The organism is Amycolatopsis sp. NPDC102522, assembly GCF_055584485.1.
In genome coordinates, this window is record NZ_JBVJLY010000003.1 from 156,719 (window position 1) to 173,335 (window position 16,617).

General features: G+C 68.9%; 12 protein-coding genes. 3 read left to right on the forward strand and 9 right to left on the reverse strand.

All coding sequences use genetic code 11. The features are described from left to right. Positions 1–5: 5 nt before the first annotated feature. From ACZ6YV_RS10880 to rplM, 5 genes are all read right to left on the reverse strand, one after another. A complete protein-coding gene (locus ACZ6YV_RS10880) occupies positions 6–2,477 on the reverse strand; it encodes a hypothetical protein (RefSeq protein WP_465509434.1) in 2,472 nt (823 codons plus the stop codon). Continuing rightward, positions 2,477–2,785, reverse strand: a complete 309-nt coding sequence (locus tag ACZ6YV_RS10885) for a type VII secretion target (protein WP_465509435.1) — start codon at positions 2,783–2,785, stop codon at positions 2,477–2,479. Before ACZ6YV_RS10885 ends, ACZ6YV_RS10880 begins: the two co-directional genes overlap by 1 nt. A 140-nt stretch (positions 2,786–2,925) precedes the next feature. Continuing rightward, entirely contained in the window at positions 2,926–4,260 is a 1,335-nt protein-coding gene (glmM, locus tag ACZ6YV_RS10890; protein ID WP_465509436.1) for a phosphoglucosamine mutase, read from the reverse strand. Positions 4,261–4,494: 234 nt separating this feature from the next. Further along, positions 4,495–5,010 (reverse strand): 30S ribosomal protein S9, encoded by a 516-nt coding sequence (gene rpsI, locus ACZ6YV_RS10895; RefSeq protein WP_378238631.1) that lies wholly within the window; start codon positions 5,008–5,010, stop codon positions 4,495–4,497. Between the two features lie 14 nt (positions 5,011–5,024). Further along, on the reverse strand, positions 5,025–5,477 hold the full coding sequence (gene rplM, locus ACZ6YV_RS10900; protein WP_378238630.1) for a 50S ribosomal protein L13: 453 nt from the start codon (positions 5,475–5,477) through the stop codon (positions 5,025–5,027). A 275-nt stretch (positions 5,478–5,752) separates the two neighbouring features. Between rplM and ACZ6YV_RS10905 the strand changes: the two genes are divergently transcribed. Next, entirely contained in the window at positions 5,753–6,643 is an 891-nt protein-coding gene (locus tag ACZ6YV_RS10905; RefSeq protein ID WP_465509437.1) for a hypothetical protein, read from the forward strand. 3 nt (positions 6,644–6,646) lie between these two features. Next, entirely contained in the window at positions 6,647–7,381 is a 735-nt protein-coding gene (locus ACZ6YV_RS10910) for a DUF4333 domain-containing protein (protein ID WP_465509438.1), read from the forward strand. Positions 7,382–7,498: 117 nt separating this feature from the next. On the opposite strand, the gene ACZ6YV_RS10915 is transcribed toward ACZ6YV_RS10910, so the two are convergent. The 4 genes from ACZ6YV_RS10915 to eccCa form a co-directional block, all read right to left on the reverse strand. After that, complete coding sequence (locus ACZ6YV_RS10915) at positions 7,499–7,783, reverse strand: WXG100 family type VII secretion target (RefSeq protein ID WP_378238625.1); 285 nt, start codon at positions 7,781–7,783, stop codon at positions 7,499–7,501. Positions 7,784–7,836: 53 nt separating this feature from the next. Beyond that, positions 7,837–8,157 (reverse strand): WXG100 family type VII secretion target, encoded by a 321-nt coding sequence (locus ACZ6YV_RS10920; RefSeq protein WP_465509439.1) that lies wholly within the window; start codon positions 8,155–8,157, stop codon positions 7,837–7,839. A 608-nt stretch (positions 8,158–8,765) separates the two neighbouring features. Further along, positions 8,766–10,700, reverse strand: a complete 1,935-nt coding sequence (locus ACZ6YV_RS10925) for a type VII secretion-associated protein (protein ID WP_465509440.1) — start codon at positions 10,698–10,700, stop codon at positions 8,766–8,768. Positions 10,701–10,768: 68 nt separating this feature from the next. Then, the gene (gene eccCa, locus ACZ6YV_RS10930) at positions 10,769–14,776 is read right to left on the reverse strand and encodes a type VII secretion protein EccCa (RefSeq protein WP_465509441.1); all 4,008 of its coding nucleotides are present in this window, start codon (positions 14,774–14,776) and stop codon (positions 10,769–10,771) included. Positions 14,777–15,243: 467 nt separating this feature from the next. Here eccCa and eccD point away from each other — a divergent pair, with 467 nt between their 5' ends. Then, positions 15,244–16,608 (forward strand): type VII secretion integral membrane protein EccD, encoded by a 1,365-nt coding sequence (gene eccD, locus ACZ6YV_RS10935; RefSeq protein WP_378238830.1) that lies wholly within the window; start codon positions 15,244–15,246, stop codon positions 16,606–16,608. Positions 16,609–16,617 lie beyond the last annotated feature (9 nt).

Genomic DNA, 16,617 nt, shown 5'->3' on the forward strand with positions numbered 1-16,617 from the left:
GACCGCTAACGGAAGCCGATGACGCCGTCGTCGTCGAGCGAGCCGCTGATCCGGCTGCCCGTCGTCGTCGCGGTGTCGAACAGGCCGCCGTCGACGCGGTATCCGCTGGACGTGCGCTGCTGGTCTTCGCCGCCCCCTTGGCCGCCTCCGGCCCCTCCGCCGCCCATCATGCCCATGCCGCCCATCATCCCCGCTCCGGCCGCGGCCGGATCCTGGGCGCCCCCTCCAGGAGCGGAACCGAGTCCGGACGGCGCCGACGGGGCTGTCGCGCCGCCACCGGACCCGGCGGGATCCGACGAGTCGCCGAGGCCGTTGTCCTCGACGCCGAACGGGTTGCTCAACGACTGGGCCGTCGTCGACTCGGACGCGTCGTCCGTCGCCGCCGCCACCGACTCGACAGGGTGAGCAGGCGTCGAGGCGGGCCCTCCGCCGCCAGTACCGCCGGACGTGGCGTCGTGCGGACCGGCGGCATGCTCGGCCTGCTGACGCGCGACCTCTTCGACAGGCCGGGCCGCGGCGCCTTCCGCGGCGTGCCTTCCGGCGGCCTGCGGCGTGGACTCCGGGCTCGCGTGACGACCGCCCGCGGGTTCGTCTTCGCCCAAGGTGTACTTCGACGGCTGACCCGACCCGTCGTCGACGGTCACCAGCGTCGCCCCGCCGGGGCCTCCGGGCCGTTCCGCGGTGATCTTGAGGCCGCCATCCTCGATGTGGATCTTGCCGTCGGGGCCCGGCTGATGGACCTGCCCCGGACTCGCGAGGGGACGCGAAGCCGCCTGCTGGTCCAGCCGCTCGGCGGTGTCCTTGTGGACGGGTCCGCCCGCCGCGTCGCCGGTTCCCGGAGTGGCCTTGCCGTCGCCGAAATCGAGGTTGTAGTCCTTGGCCTGACCGGTGCCGTCCTGGACGGAGATACCCATCTTCCCGTCGGCGCCGGGCTCGGCCATGGAGATCTTGCGGTCGCCCTGTTCGACCGTCATCGTCTCGGGCTGGGTGCCGCCGGTGTCGTTCTTGATCGCCTCACCCGTGCGCGGGTCGATCGGATACGGCTCGCCGGTGGCCGGGTCGACGTCGAGCGGTTTGTCCGTGACCGGGTTCTTCTCCTGCCCCGGCACTTCCGGCACCTCGGGCTTCTCCGGCTGTTTGTATTCGACGGCGCTCGGCGGCGGCTTCTGCCCGCCACCGCCGGAAGACGGACCGCCCCCGCCGGAGGACGGGCCGCCTCCGCCGGTGTCCTTGCCGCCGCCACCCTTCTCGACGGGCTTTTCGCCGCCCGTCTCCGGGGTCTTGCCCAGATCCGCGAACGGATTCTCGACCACCTGGCCGAGCGAATCGAAGTACGCCTTCCACGCGCCGTTGATCGCGTCGCGGGTGTTCTTGCACACCAGCTGGAAGTTCTCGATGTGCTTGCCGAACCAGCCGAGGAAGACGTTCTTCAGCCAGGCCACCGCCTGAGGTTTGAGGACCTCGTCGATGGTGCTCTGGTCGATGTCACCGCCGTCGTCGTTGAACGCGTTCTTGGCTTCGATGCTCAGGAACTTGATGCAGTGGATGATGTCGTTCTGGCTGCACGAACCGTCGGCGATGCGGATGATCCGCTCGATGTCCTGCGCCGTGGCGCCGTCGATGTTGTCGGTGTACCACTTCTGCAGCCAATCGACCTTCTCCCGGCAGAACTTGCCCACCGAGGCGTTGGTCCGGAGAAGCCCGTCACCGGCGGCCTTGAAGGCCTCGGCGACCAGACCGGTCTTGTCCGAATAGGCCTTCTGATAGGCACGCGCCTGATCGGCCGCGGGGCCTTCCCAGGTGCCGAGTGAATTCCCCAGTTTCCCGGAGACGTCCTGCGCCGATCCGGCGACGGCCGTGCCGACCGCGGTCAGCTCGTCCGCGCTCGCCTTGAACAGGTTGAACGGGATGTTGTCCTGCTCGTGGTACAGCCGCTGGAGTTCGCCGAGTGAGACGGCCGCCCCGCCACCCGCCAGGCCCAGCGCGCGGACGTAGAACGGGTGGAAGATCTCGTAAACCTTGAACCCCGACAGACCGGGGACCATGATGTCGTTCGAATTCGCGCAGCCCGGGTCGGTCTCGGTGGCGCGACCGGCGATCTCCTGGCTCTTCGCCGCGTCCTTGTTGAGCGCGTCGCGGTCGCCCTGCCGCCCCGCGGCCTGGTTCGCGTCGTACTTCTCGTGCGCGTCCTTGTACGCCTTCTGGACGTCTTCGAGGTAGGCGTCATTGTCACCGATGTCGCTTTCGGTGATCCAGTCACCGTTCATCGACTTGATGTAGTCCCGGAAGCCGTTCCGCTCGGCTTCGCTGGCGAAACCACAGCTTTCCGGCGACTCGTCTTCGATGTAGTCGATGTAGTTGAGGGCGAGTTCGCGTTTGGTGTCGCGGTCGATGTTCGGGTCGTTGAGGATCTTCTCCACTTCGGCCCGGCTGGGAATGTCGTGGCCGACGTCACCGCCGACATCTGCGAGGCCCATCAGTGCTTCCTCATCTCGGCGGCACTGGCGTCCTCATTGGACTGGTAGAGGTCCTTGGACGCCGCGAGCTTGCGGCCGAATTCGTCCGAAGCCGCGAGATAGCTCCGTGCGCACTTCGCCATGCGCTGGATGCTCGCGGAATAACCCGTGAAGCAGTCACCGTGCGCGGGCCCGAAACTCGCCGCGCTCAGGTTGATCTGCTCGACCGCCCCGATCGGCCCCTCACAGGCCTGCTTGGGCAGGTCCTGCAGGACCTTGGCGGCCTCGTTCAGCTGCGCCGTGTCGACCTTGTGCCCTTTGCCCGTCACTCTTCACCCTCCCCTGAGTGCTCACGTCCCATCCATGATCGGACGCGCGCGGCACCGTTTCGGTGCCGGTGACCCGCACACGGAATGTACCGGGCCGGTAACCCGTGCGCAGCGACTTGGGAAGGAAGACCGCGGGAGGGTTACGAGGCGGAGGAGACGACTCCGGCGAGCCTGTCGGCGGCCGCCTGTGCGGTGTCGTGCGCGGTGGCTTCGACCATCACGCGGACCAGCTGCTCGGTGCCCGACGGGCGCAGCAGGACACGGCCCTCTTCGCCGAGTTCGGCCTCGACGGCGCCGACGGCGTCGCGGACCGCGGCCGAGGCGGCGACCGCCGCCTTGTCCGCCACCGGGACGTTCACCAGCACCTGCGGCAGGCGGTTCATGACGGCGGCGAGGTCGGCGAGCGACTTGCCGGTGGACGCCATGCGGCTCATCACGCGCAGCGCGGTGAGGAGACCGTCGCCGGTGGTCGCGAAGGCGGGCAGGACGACGTGGCCCGACTGCTCGCCACCGAGCGCGAACCCGCTCGCGCGGAGCTCTTCGAGGACGTAGCGGTCGCCGACGGCGGTGGTGACGAGGTTGATGTCGTGCGCACGCATCGCCAGGTGCAGGCCGAGGTTGCTCATCACGGTCGCGACGAGGGTGTTCTTGGTCAGCTCGCCGGTCTCGGCGAGGGCGAGCGCGAGGACGGCCATGATCTGGTCGCCGTCGATCAGTTCGCCCGCGGCGTCGACCGCGACACAGCGGTCGGCGTCACCGTCGTGGGCGATGCCGAGGTCGGCGCCGTGCTCGACGACGGCCGCGCGCAACGCGTCCGGGTGATTCGACCCACAGTGCTCGTTGATGTTGACGCCGTCCGGGTCGGCGTGGATCGCGATGACCTCGGCGCCGGCCTTGCGGTAGACCTCGGGGGCGGCGAAGGACGACGCGCCGTTGGCGCAGTCGACCACGACACGCAGGCCCGCGAGCGGGTGCGGGGTGGCCGACAGCAGGTGCTGGGTGTAGCGGTCACCCGCGTCGGCGACGTCCTTGACGCGGCCGACGCCGGTCCCTGTCGGGCGGGTGACGGGAGCGGCGAGACCGGCCTCGATCTCGTCCTCGATCCCGTCGGGGAGCTTGTGGCCGCCCGCGGCGAAGAGCTTGATGCCGTTGTCGGGCATGGGGTTGTGGGAGGCGGAGATCATCACGCCGAGATCCGCTTCGAGCGAGCCGACCAGGTAGGCGACGGCGGGCGTCGGGAGGACGCCGAGACGGAGCACGTCGGCACCGGCGGACGTGAGACCCGCCACGACGGCGGCCTCGAGCATCTCGCCGCTGGCACGCGGGTCACGGCCGACGACCGCGACCGGGCGGTGCGAACGGTCGTGGGCGGCGAGGACGCGGGCGGCGCTGGCGGCGAGCGAGAGCGCCAGCTCCGGGGTCAGCTCCTCGTTGGCGAGGCCACGTACGCCGTCGGTACCGAATAGGCGAGCCATCTGTCGACCTCCTTGAAAAACCACCACGACAACCTAGCCAGTCCCCCACCCCCTCTTCGCGTTTAGCGGGCTAAACGCGACGCGCGGAGCGCGTTTAGCCCGCTAAAGGCGAACGCGTGGGGCACACGGGACTGCTGTGACAACGGGGCCCCGGGAACGACGGGACCCTGGAAACACGGAAGCGCCCATCCGAGAGACGGATGGGCGCTTCCGCGGGTTGCGCCAGAGGCGCGATCAGCGCTTGCTGTACTGCGGAGCCTTACGGGCCTTCTTGAGGCCGTACTTCTTCCGCTCCGTGGCGCGAGCGTCACGGGTCAGGAAGCCGGCCTTCTTCAGGGCCGGGCGGTCGTCGGCGTCGACCTCGACGAGCGCACGGGCGATCGCGAGACGGAGCGCGCCGGCCTGGCCCGAGATCCCGCCACCGTGCAGGTTGGCGAAGATGTCGAACGAGTCGGGCTTGTCGACCGTCACCAGCGGCTCACGGATGAGCTGCTGGTGCACCTTGTTCGGGAAGTACTGTTCGAGCGTGCGGCCGTTGAGCTTGAACTCACCGGTACCGGGAACGACGCGCACCCGGACCACGGCTTCCTTGCGGCGGCCGACGGTCTGGGCGTTGCCACCGGCGGCACGCGACGGGCGCGGGGCGGCCGGCGTCTCGCTGGTCGCGACGGCTTCGCCGACTGCGGGGGTCTCCGTGGTCGCGACGGCCTCGGTGGTGGCCTCGGTCGCGGTCTCCTCGGTGCTGGTCACAGACTGTTCCTCACTCACTGCGCGACCTGCGCGATCTTGGTGATCTCGCGCGCCTGCGGCTGCTGCGCGGCGTGCGGGTGCACGGCGCCGGCGTACACCTTGAGCTTCTTCGCCTGGGCGCGGCCGAGCTTGTTCTTCGGGAGCATGCCCTTGACGACCTTCTCGAGCAGGTGCTCGGGCTTGGTGTCGAGCAGTTCGCCGAAGGAGCGCTTCCGCAGGCCGCCGGGGTAACCGCTGTGCCGGTACGCGAACTTCTGCTCGCGCTTGTTTCCGGTGAGCGCAACCTTCTCGGCGTTGACGATGATGACGAAGTCACCGGTGTCCACGTGCGGGGCGTAGGTCGGCTTGTGCTTGCCGCGCAGCAGCGTGGCGACCTCGGTCGCGAGCCGGCCGAGCACGACATCCTCGGCGTCGATCACGTGCCAGGCACGAGTGACGTCGCCGGGCTTGGGGCTGTACGTGGGCAAGGGTCTACCTCGTCGTCAACATTGCGTGTGGGTTCTGTGCGGGCCTAGCGCTTACGCGCCGCAGCGCACAACGACATATGAAGATACCCCCACGCCCGACCCTACTGCGAAGCGGGGGTCGGTCCGGGGTCCCATACTAGGACCGGCGCCCGGCGGGCGCCCCGCAACTGTACCTCGCCGGTGTGGCGGAACCGCCCACGGCATCGTCCTTCGCGGGAGAGGATGAGACGATCCGGACGCGCACCGCGCGCGGGGACTCGATCAGGGGAACGGCGATGAACAAACGGCCAACGACCATCTTGTGCGTGCTGGGCGCCGTGCTGGCGCTCACCACAGCCTGCGGCCAGGCGCGTGCGGGCACCGCCGTGCCGAAGGGCGACGACGCGGCGACCTACGTCGGCACGAAGTTCGAAACGGCGATGAACAAGCTGCAGGACACCATCGGCGACCAGCGCGACGTCACCAGCGAATCGGGCGCCTACTTCCGGTTCGACGAGAAGTACGTCCGCAGCACGATCTCCTCGGCCCGCACCGGTTCCCCGGAGGCACGGGTCAGCCGCCAGCGCTCGCAGAAGAACCCGGACGACAGCATCGACTGGTACACCCCGGCCGACGGTGCCGTCGAATACGTGTACCTCGGCCCGGCCTACAAAACCCTCGCCCCGACCCAGTGGGTCTCGATGCTGAAGTCCGAGGCCGGGCTGACCATCCCCTGCGCGTGGGTCGGGATCATCACCGCCTGCAAGATGGCCGACGCGATCGCCGTGTCCTACAACGCGGACAAAAAGGTCGTGAAGGGCGCCAAAAGCCTTCCGGACAAGCGGATCGAGCTGACCGCCGACGTCCCGTTCGGGAAGTTCATCGAACGCCGGGTGGAGGTTCTGCCGACGTCGATCAGCAGCGGCATCACGGACGAGATGAAGAAAGCCCCGGTACGGACCACCGTCTCCCTCAACCCGGACGGGACGCTGAGCCAGATCGTGATGGAGGCGAAGATCGAGGGCAACGGGCACAAGATCGAGCTGCGCTACGACTTCCGCTTCACCGGCAAGGCGACCACGCAGGACCTGCCGAGGCTGCCGGACGCTTCGCAGATCACCGTGCTGCCGGACAAGGCGGCCAAGGACGACTTCAACCGCCGGTTCAACGAGTTGAAGGGCGTCTGAGGCATGACCGACCAGCAACCGCAGCAGCCACAGCAGTGGTGGCAGCCGCCGGCGAATCCCGGTAACCAGCAGCAGGGCTGGCAGCAGGAAGGGCAGGCCACCGGACCGCACGCCGGGCAGTGGCAGCAGAACGACCCGAACGCCGCGAGCACCGGTTCCTACACGGGACAGTGGCAGCAGCCCGCCCAGCCCGGCGTCACCGGCTCGTTTTCCGGGCCCTGGCAGCAAAGCGGGGCCCCGGCGCCGGGCACGGCGTGGCAGCAACAACAGCAGCAGCCGCCCGCGCCGCAGCAGGATTGGCAGGCACCGCACCAGAATCCGGGCACTCCCCCGCAGGGGCAGTACGGCGGAGGGTTCCAGCCCGCGCAGTCGTCTCAGTACGGCGGGCTCGGCGCTTTCGGTGCCGAGCCCGAAAAGAAGCCGAAGGTACCCAAGAAGGCATTGCTGATCGGCGGAATCGCCGCGGCCGTGGTGGTCGCGGGCGGCGTCGGGGCCTGGCTGCTCGGCGCTTTCGCGGGTGACAGCCTCGATCAGAAGTCGGTCCAGGACGGGGTCACCCGGGTGCTCAACGAGCACTACGGGGAGCCGGACGTGAAGAACGTGACGTGCCCTTCCGGTCAGCCGGTGGAGAACGGCACCACCTTCGACTGCTCGATCGACCTTTCGGGACAGCAGAAGAAGGTCACCGTCCGGGTGCTGAACACCACCCCGGAATTCGAGGTCGGCGCGCCGCACTGACGGACACGGAAAAAGCCGCGGCGGCACACCCGTCGCGGCTTTCCTTTGGCACAAACGAAACGGCGGGCTCGGCATCCGAAGATGCCTGCCCGCCGTTGCTCGTTCGGAGCGTGAGACTCAGAACAGGCCGGTGACGCCCTGCTCCGTGCTCTGGTAACCGTCGGCCAGCTGCGGCAGCACGCCGGCGACCTGCGCGAGAAGCTGCTTGAGCTCCTCGAACTTGTTGTCCCACTCGGTCTGCGCGGACAGGTACGCGGTCTGCGCGTCACCCTGCCAGGTGTTGACCAGCGGGGCGAGGTCGCTCTTCAGCTGACCGAAGAGGGACTCCAGCTCGCCGCCGGTGTTCTTGCAGTCGTCGGCCGCCGCGTGGATCGTGGCGTAATCGACCTTCATCTCGCTCATGATTTCCTCCAGTGATCAAGAAAGTCTTGGGGTTGCCGCGGGGTGGAGCCAGATCAGCCGAGGACGCCGAAGCCCTTGTTGACCGAGTTGATGAGTTCCTGCTGCTGCTGCTCGGAAGCGTTGTACTTCGAGCCGGCCTGCTCGAGCAGGTCACCGATGTTCTGGAGGGCCTGGTTGAGTCCACGGCCCGTCTCGTCGAAGCGCTTCATCACGTTGTTGAACGCGATCGAGGCGTCGCCGGTCCAGCCCGCGCGGGTGGCCTCGATGTTGTCGCGGAGCTTGCTCAGGTTCGAGTCCATCGAGACGCGAACCTCGGTCACCCGCTTCTCAGCCTGGGTGAACTGTTCGACGTTTCCTTGAAAGCCGCCGGCCATGGGAGCTGCCCCCTTCGTTCGTGGTTTATCCGTACTGGGTGAAGTTCGTTTGGTACGGACCTACGACGGAGACACTGCCACGTCTGGTTCCCTCTTGTCGCTCGTTGGTTTCAAGTAGTTGCTTGCGTTAACGCTCCCGGCGGGAACCGCACGCGAGAGCTCGGCGCGCACGCGGTGATTCACGCGAAGAAAAGCGCTTTCACCAGGGGATTTCGCAAGTGCACAGTGATCGGTCAATCGACGCGGCGCATAATTCGCGACTGCGAAAAGTCGTCGTCCTCGTCACCCACACGTGGCCGTCGGGCCACTGGTTCTGGCCGAAAGGGAACCAAGTCTGCCGCTGAGGGCAAAGGGGGAACCGGAAGACCGGCGCCCGCACGGAACCGTTTCGCGGCGTTCCGGACGACGCTCGGAGTCGGCGCGGTCTCTCCACCCGCGAGCCGTCCCTTGCCGAATTGCTTCGCCAGTTCGGCGTTCTCGCCCCGGCGGCGTTCGTACCGCGCCTTGGCCGTACGGGCGACCTGTCTGGCATAAGTGACCGCGTCGCGCCCTGTTCGCGCGAAGTGTTCGGCGGGGGTCTCGGATTCGGGTGGCATGCGCCTCCCCCTTCAGTTGACGACCGCCATCGTTTTGACGACCTGCTCGCAGGCCGCGCTCACCCGCTGTTCGAGCGGTGAGCCGGTGCCGTACTGGCAACCGATGTGGACGCGGATCTTTCCCTGAGCGACGACGTACCAGTCGACGCGTGCCTTCGGCTTGGTCTCGCGGTAGTAGACGACGGTCTTGCCCGCGTAGTTCGCGGAACCGTTGAAACCACTGTATTTCTCCGGCGAGTTCGTCGCCCCGGTACTGAGGTTGTCGACGAGCTTCTGTCTGTTGGCAGTGGCGTCGTAGTCCATCACGTACTCCTGGGCGACCACGAGGTCGTCGCCGGTGAGGGACTCGCTCGGATGGATCACCACCTGACGGTCGGCGACGCGGTCGTCGGTCTGCGTCCAGTCCATCGGCGCGATGAAGCGGTAGTCGTACTGCGCGAGCGTCCGGCCTTCCGGTTCGGCCTCCCCGCTGTTGATCGCGAAGAGGACACCGCCGACGACCGCGGCCACGGCCACGACGGCCGCCGCGATGATCCAAGGCGTCTTCTTGTTCTTCCCGCCCCGCTCGGCGGGTCTGGTTTCGCGGGAGGGCTCACCAGGCCGCCACGGCGGCGGTGCCGCTGCCCCCTGCTGTCCCATCGGAGGCGACGGCGGCCCCAGCTGCCGCGTCGCGTTTAGCGGGCTAAACGCGTTCTGCGGGGTCGGGGGCGGGGTGGGCTGGTGGGGGAACGGGGGGCGCCGGTCGGCGGGGGCGGGGGCGCCGCCGACCCGGGAGACCGCGGAGCCCGCCAGCGAGCCCGTCCGGTCCGGATCGATCAGCACCGCGCGCAGGGCGCCGCGGGCGACCACGGTCTCCGGCTGGTCCAGCGTGGTGGGCACGACACCGGTCCGCTCGTGCACCAGCCGGGACACCATCGGGATCCGGCTCGACCCGCCCACCAGGAAGATCGCCGTCAGCTGCTTGGGCCGCAGCCCGGATTCGCCGATCGCGGCCACGGTCAGCTCGACCGCGCGCCCGAGCGGGCCAGCGATGAGCCGCTCGAGATCCTCGCGGGTCACGTGGGCGTCGGCGAACGGCGGCGGCATCGGGACGTCGGTGTACGCGTGCCGCGACAGCGTCTCCTTCGCGCCACGCACGTCCTGCCGCAGTACGCGCCGCCGTCGTCGGTCCGTGAGTTCGCGGCCTTCGACCAGCTTCCGCCATTCCGGCGGATCGACGGACGACACGAGCGACCCCACGTGCTCCAGGAGCGCCTGATCGACGTCCGCTCCCCCGAAGCTCGGATCCCCCCGGGTGGCCAGCACCTGGAACCCGGCGCGTTTAGCGGGCGAACTGCGATCCGCCGGGCTGCCGGGCATGCGCTGGACCACGGAGACGTCGACGGTGCCGCCCCCGAGGTCGAGGACCGCGAGTGCGTCGCCGGGACGGCCGCTGAACTCGACGGTGCGTTCGGAGTTGAGCTCGGCCGGAGCGAACGTCGCCGCGTGATAGACCGCCGCGGCGACCGGCTCCGGCACGAGGGCGACCTGACGCGCGAGCCCGCCCGCCGCCTGCCGGAGCAGCCGGGTCCGGGTCGCGCCCCAATCGGCCGGGTGGGTCAGCACGAGCAACTCGACCTCGGCGTCACCGGCGAGCCGGCGCGCCTCGGTCACCGCGCGTTTCAGCACGGCGTGGACGACGTCGGTCACACGGAGGACGTTGTCGCCCAGCAGCAGGTCGCCTTCGTCGATCCGGCGCTTCGGATTCGGTTCGTAGCGCGACGGATCCACCGCCGCCTGCCGTTCCGCCTCCTGGCCGACGAACAGCGTCCCGTCCGGCGCGGCGTAGACCGCCGACGACATCAGCGGCTGCCCGTCCACCACGACGACCTGCGGTTCGCGGCCGTTGATCGAAGCGACTACGCAGGTGCTCGATGTCCCGAAGTCCACCGCTACCCGCACTGTCACAAGCCACTCCCGCAGATCGTCGTCTTCACCCCGAGCCCGGCCCGTCCCTCACCTGGTTCCGCGGGAGGTCAGTCCGGCTGGATCCACGAGACCTGCATGAGCTGCTTGCCGTGCTTCCGGGTGACGAGGTTTCCTCGGCCCGGCGGCATCTGGCTCGGCTTCACGTTGGCGACGAGGTTGCCCTCGTCGCGCGAGCCGTTCATGACCATACCGGGCGCCGCGATCTCCCTGAGCTTGCCGAGGATCGGGTCGAACATCGCCCGGCTCGCGCCACCGCTCCGGCGCACCACGATCACGTGCAGACCGACGTCCTTCGCCTGCGCGAGGAACTCGGCGAGCGGCTTCAGCGGGTTGCTCGACTGCGTGGCGACCAGGTCGTAGTCGTCGACGATGACGAACAGTTCCGGACCGGTCCACCAGGAGCGGGTCTTCAGCTGCTCCTGCGTGACGTCCGGACCGGGGAGCCGCCGGGTCATCGACCCGTGGACGTCCTTGACCATGCTGTCCAGCTGCGCGGCGGACACCGCGTAGCCGAGCAGCTGGTCTCCGCCGACGAAGCCGAGCATCGTGCGCCGGTAGTCGACGAGGATGATGACCGCTTCCTGCGTCGTGTACCGCTCTGTGATGCCTCGGGTGATCTGCCGCAGCAGGTTCGTCTTGCCCGACTCGCCGTCCGCGAACGCGTAGAAGTGCGAATCGGCGGCGAAGTCGAGGTAGATCGGCTGGAGGTCTTCCTCGTTGACGCCGATCGGCACCAGCTTCGAGTTGCGCTTGGAGTCGATGCTGAGGACCTCGTCGTAGGTGACCATCTCCGGCAGCAGGCGGACCTGCGGCGCCGGGCGGCCCCGCCACGCGGCCTTGATCTTCGCCACGGCGTCGGCGACACCGGCGGCGATGTCGTCCGGGCTGCTCGATCCGTCGATACGCGGCAGACCGGTCAGCAGGTGCAGCTTGTCCCTGGTCAGGCCACGGCCGGGACGGGCGGCCGGGACGTTCACCGCGACCCGGCGGTCGATGTCCGACTCGCTCGGGTCACCGAGGCGCAGCTCGAACCGGGAACCGATCATGTCCTTGATCGCCGGGCGGATGTCCGCCCACCGGTTCGCCGCGATGATGACGTGCACGCCGTAGGAAAGACCCTGGGTGGCGAGCTTGGTGATCGAGATCTCCAGCTCGTCGAAGTCGTCCCGCAGCGCCTTCCAGTTGTCGACGATCAGGAAGGCGTCACCGAAGGCGTCGTCCTCGGGCTTGATCTCGCCCCGCCGCTTGCGGTTGCGGAACTCGTTCATCGAGTCGATGCCCAAGGCACCGAACCGGCCTTCCCGCTCGGTGAGCAGGGTGGTCAGCTCGGCCACGATCCGGCGGGCCTTGTCCGGCTCGCGGCGGGCGACGGCGACACCACCGACGTGCGGCAGGCCCTGGAGACCGGCCAACGTACCGCCACCGAGGTCGAGCGCGTAGAACTGCGCTTCCTCGGGGGTGTGGGTCAGCGCCATCGACATGATCAGCGTCCGGAGCATGGTCGACTTGCCCGATTGCGGGCCGCCGACGATCACACCGTGCCCGGCGCCACCGGAGAAGTCGGCCCACAGCAGGTCACGACGCTGTTCGTACGGGCGGTCGACGATGCCCATCGGCACCTGCAGTCGTCCGTTGCCGAAGAACCCGACCGGGGAAAGACCGCGGTCTTCGGTGGGGTTCAGGTTCGGCAGCAGGGTGTCGAGCGAGTTCGGCTCCTTGAGCGGCGGCAGCCAGACCTCGTGCGCGGGCGGGCCCTGGCCGAGCAGCCGGGACACGATCACGTCGAGCTCACTGGGCTCGACGGCCTCCTCCGGCTTGCTCTCCTCCACCGGCGCGGCCTCGATCTGCTGCGGCTCCGGCTCCTTCGGCAGTTCGACGAAGTCCGGGACGAACAGCTGCGGGCGCTTGTCCGCGCGGACCACGGTCGCGACCGGGCCCGCCGCCTTGATACCCGCGGGCCGGTACGGGCCCGAGACGTAGGAAGCCTTGAAGCGGACCAGCGTCGAGGTGTCGTACTTGAGGAAACCGCCACCGGGGACGGACGGCAGCTCGAACGCGTCGGGCACGCCGATCGCGGCACGGGATTCCGCGGCGGAGAAGGTCTTCAGCCCGATGCGGTAGGAAAGGTGCGAGTCGAGACCGCGCAGCTTGCCCTCTTCCAGCCGCTGCGACGCGAGGAGCATGTGCATCTGCAGCGACCGGCCCAGCCGCCCGATGGCGACGAACAGGTCGATGAAGTCCGGCTTCGCGGCCAGCAGCTCGGAGAACTCGTCACAGACGATGAAGAGCGCGGGCAGCGGGTCGAGGTCGGCGCCGTTCTCGCGGGCTTTCTCGTACTCCCAGACGTTCTTGAAGTTACCGCCGTTCTTCAGCGCTTCCTGGCGCCGGTTCATCTCACCGGCCAGCGCGTCCTTCATCCGGTCGACCAGCGTGACCTCGTCCGCGAGGTTGGTGATGACCGCGGAGACGTGCGGGGCGGCGTCCAGGCCGAGGAACGTCGCACCACCCTTGAAGTCGACGAGGACGAAGTTCAGCGTGCTCGACGAGTGCGTGGCGAGCATGCCCAGCACCAGGGTGCGGAGGAACTCGGACTTACCGGAACCGGTCGCCCCGATGCACAGGCCGTGCGGGCCCATGCCCTCCATCGCGGCTTCCTTGATGTCCAGCTCGACCGGCTGGCCGTACTCGCCGACGCCGAACGGGACGCGGTAGCGGTCTCGCACCGGGCGCGGCCGCCAGGCCTGCTGGACGTCGAAGGTCATCGGGTCGCCGGGGATGCCCAGCAGTTCGAGCAGACCGGGGTTGGACAGCAGCGGCTCTTCCTCGGCGGCGTCCTGCGCGGCGGTGCCGACGCGGTACGGGGCGAGAAGTCGTGCCAGCGCTTCGGACTCGACCACGCTGAGCGTGTCCGGACGGCCGAACCACTCGACGCCGCCGGCGCTGCGCGCGCCGAGGCGGTCTTCCTCGACGACCAGCCGCAGGCCACGACGGGCCGCGAGGTTGCCGATGGAGTCGGAAAGGTCGATCAGGGTGACGCCGACCAAGCCCTCTTCGAGGATGATCTGCTCTTCGCGGGTGACCTCGGCGTCGTCGACGATGATGACGACGTGCGGCTGGTCCGGGGCGGGCGTCGCGTTGCGGGAGAACCGCTGGCGGTCACGGAGTTCTTCGTCGAGCCACTGCTCGATCTGTGCGAGGGAGCCGGCCATCATCCGCAGCTGGCCGATGCCGTCGGCGAGCGCCGGGTGCTGGGCGTGCGGCAGCCACTTCGCCCACTCCCACTCCTCCTTCGCGCGTCCCGCCGTCGCGACCGCGATGAGGACGTCGTCGGGGCTGTGGAAGGCGACCAGCTGGGCCAGCATCGCCCGGGTGAGACCGCGGGTGAGGCCGCGGTCGCCCTGCATGCTGACCGCGGCGAACCCGCGGAGGGTGATCTGGGTCGGCAGGTCCGGGACGATCGAGTGCGCGCGGACGAACCGGCGCAGGGCCAGCGTGGCGATCGGCTCCAGTTCGTCGACCGGGCCGGTCTGCGGCGGCACGAGCCGCGTCGCGAGCCGGTGCGAGCTGCGGCCGACGCGGAGGTGGAGGAAGTCCTGGTCGTTCTGGCGGCGTTCCCACATGCGGCGGCTCGCGGCCAGCGACCACAGCGTCTGCGGGTCGGGGTGGACCCACTCGAGCGCGGCACGCTGGTCGACCATGGCCTCGCGGGCCCTGTCACGCATCTGGCCGAGGTAGCGCAGGTAGTCCTTGCGGTCCTCGTCCATCTCGGCCTTTTTGGCGCCGCCGCCCTTGCCCGCGCCGCCGGCCATCATGCCGACGGTGCTGAGCACCATCATCCCGCCCATCATCATCATCATGGGATTGCGTCCACCCGTGGTGAACATGAAGACCATCATCCCGAGGGAGGCGACGATCATCACGGCGGGAAGCAGCTTCATGACGATGTTGCCCGGGATGGTGCGCGGCACCTCAGGCGGCGGTTCGAGATGCACCTCGCCGCCCGGCGGCCGCGGGGCCGCCAGGCGCGGTGACTTCTTGAACTGCAGCGTGCTCATCGAAGGACCCCTCTTCAAACTCGACGATGGCGGCCACCGTTGGTGCGCGTACTGGTGCGCGAGACAACCTATCGAACGTGGCCGGTGAAATCCGGACAACGCCGAGAACGGCCCCGGCCAGGACCGTACGCCTGCCCGGGAGTGTAGGGCTCCGGCTCCGCCGACGTGCGTTTAGCGGGCTAATCGCGATCCCGCGGCCAGACACCCGACTTGCGTTTAGCGGGCTAATCGCGATCCGGCGGCAGGCGGCCCGAAATGCTTAGGCTTGCTAAGCGTCGCGATTAGCCCGCGAAAGTCGACGCGCCGGCAGCCGGTCAGAGGGTCCGGGAGGTCGCCTCTCCTACTTTTGCCGGTCTTTTTCCGACAGTCGATGATGTGGGCACCCGGGTTCGGTATAGGTTCCCCCGGGAGCAGACTCTCAGGGCAGGGGGAAGGCAGTGGCAACGGGCACGACGGTATTCAGCAGGGTGACGGTGGTCGCGCCACGCACCCGGATCGACGTGGCTTTGCCGGCTGACGTCGCGGTGGCGGACCTGCTGCCCATGCTGTTGGAGATGGCGAAGGAGGCGACGCCGGACGGCGGCGCCCGCCACGGCGGCTGGGCGCTGGCGAAGCTGGGCGACGCGCCGCTCGACCCGAGCCGGACCCTCGCGTCCCTCGGTGTCGTCGACGGCGAGCTGCTTCAGCTGCGCAAACGCAACGAGAACCCGCCGCCTCCGCTGTACGACGACGTCGTCGACGCGATCGCGGAGTCGTCCCCGGACAGCTTCCGTCCGTGGACCAAGGAGACGGCGCGACGCTTCGGGCACATCGCGGGCGGTCTGGCGCTGTTCTTCTCGGCCCTCGCGCTCTTCAGCAGCGGGTCGTTCTACGGCGGCAACGCCCTCGCCGCCGCGATCGCGGGCGGTGTCGGCGCGATCGCGTGCGTCGCTGTCGGCGCGACGCTGGCCAAGGCCTACCAGGCCGAGGCGACCGGCGTGCTGATCGCCGCGACAGGCGGCCTGCCGCTGGCCTTCGTCAGCGGGTTCTACATCGTGCCGGGGCTGTCCCTGTGGGCGAACCTGCTGCTCGCGAGCACTCTCGTGATCATCGTGGCGGCGGTCTGCATCCTCGTCATCGGTCACGGGATCACCACCTTCATCGCGGCCGCGACGACGGCCACGGTCTCGGCGCTGACGTTCCTGGCCGCGACGCTCATCGACACCCCGATCGCCGGTATCGCCGCCGGCGCCACCGCGTTCTCGCTGGCCTGCATTTCGCTCCTGCCGCGCGCGACGATCAAGCTCGCGGCGTTGCCGACGCCGCACGTTCCCGGCAGCGCCGAAGAACTCAAGGAAGACTCGGGTTTCCCGGACTACCGCGCCATCGAGCGCCGCACCGCGGTCGCCCACCAGTACATGACCGGTCTGCTGACCGGCTGCGGCGCGGCCACCGCACTGTTCGCGATCATCGCCTCGACGTCTCCGTCGATCTTCGGCCCGATCCTCGGTGTGATCGCCACGCTGGTCCTGCTCCTGAGGGCTCGGGCGTACGCGAACGGCGCGCAGGCCATCGCCCTGCTGACCACCGGCATGGTGTCCGGCGCGGGCATCCTGCTCGGCTGGATGTGGTCGGCGAGCCCGCTGAACCGCGTCCTGTTCGTGTTCGGCGCGCTGCTGCTGATCGGTGCCGGCGCGCTCGTGGTCGGCGTGATCTTCCCGAACCAGCGCTTCTCACCGCCGCTGCGGCGGACCGTCGAGATCTTCGAGGCCATCTTCATCGCGACAGTGCTCCCGCTGGCGCTCGGTGTCATGGATCTCTACACGACGCTGCGGCACCTCAACTTCAAGTGACGACCCGAT

Bases quoted from the DNA above. Each gene is read 5' to 3' on its own strand.
- eccCa (WP_465509441.1), bottom strand. From the start codon at position 14,776: ATGAGCACGCTGCAGTTCAAGAAGTCACCGCGCCTGGCGGCCCCGCGG.
- glmM (WP_465509436.1), bottom strand. From the start codon at position 4,260: ATGGCTCGCCTATTCGGTACCGACGGCGTACGTGGCCTCGCCAACGAG.
- ACZ6YV_RS10880 (WP_465509434.1), bottom strand. From the start codon at position 2,477: ATGGGCCTCGCAGATGTCGGCGGTGACGTCGGCCACGACATTCCCAGC.
- ACZ6YV_RS10915 (WP_378238625.1), bottom strand. From the start codon at position 7,783: ATGAGCGAGATGAAGGTCGATTACGCCACGATCCACGCGGCGGCCGAC.
- ACZ6YV_RS10910 (WP_465509438.1), top strand. From the start codon at position 6,647: ATGACCGACCAGCAACCGCAGCAGCCACAGCAGTGGTGGCAGCCGCCG.
- ACZ6YV_RS10905 (WP_465509437.1), top strand. From the start codon at position 5,753: ATGAACAAACGGCCAACGACCATCTTGTGCGTGCTGGGCGCCGTGCTG.
- ACZ6YV_RS10920 (WP_465509439.1), bottom strand. From the start codon at position 8,157: ATGGCCGGCGGCTTTCAAGGAAACGTCGAACAGTTCACCCAGGCTGAG.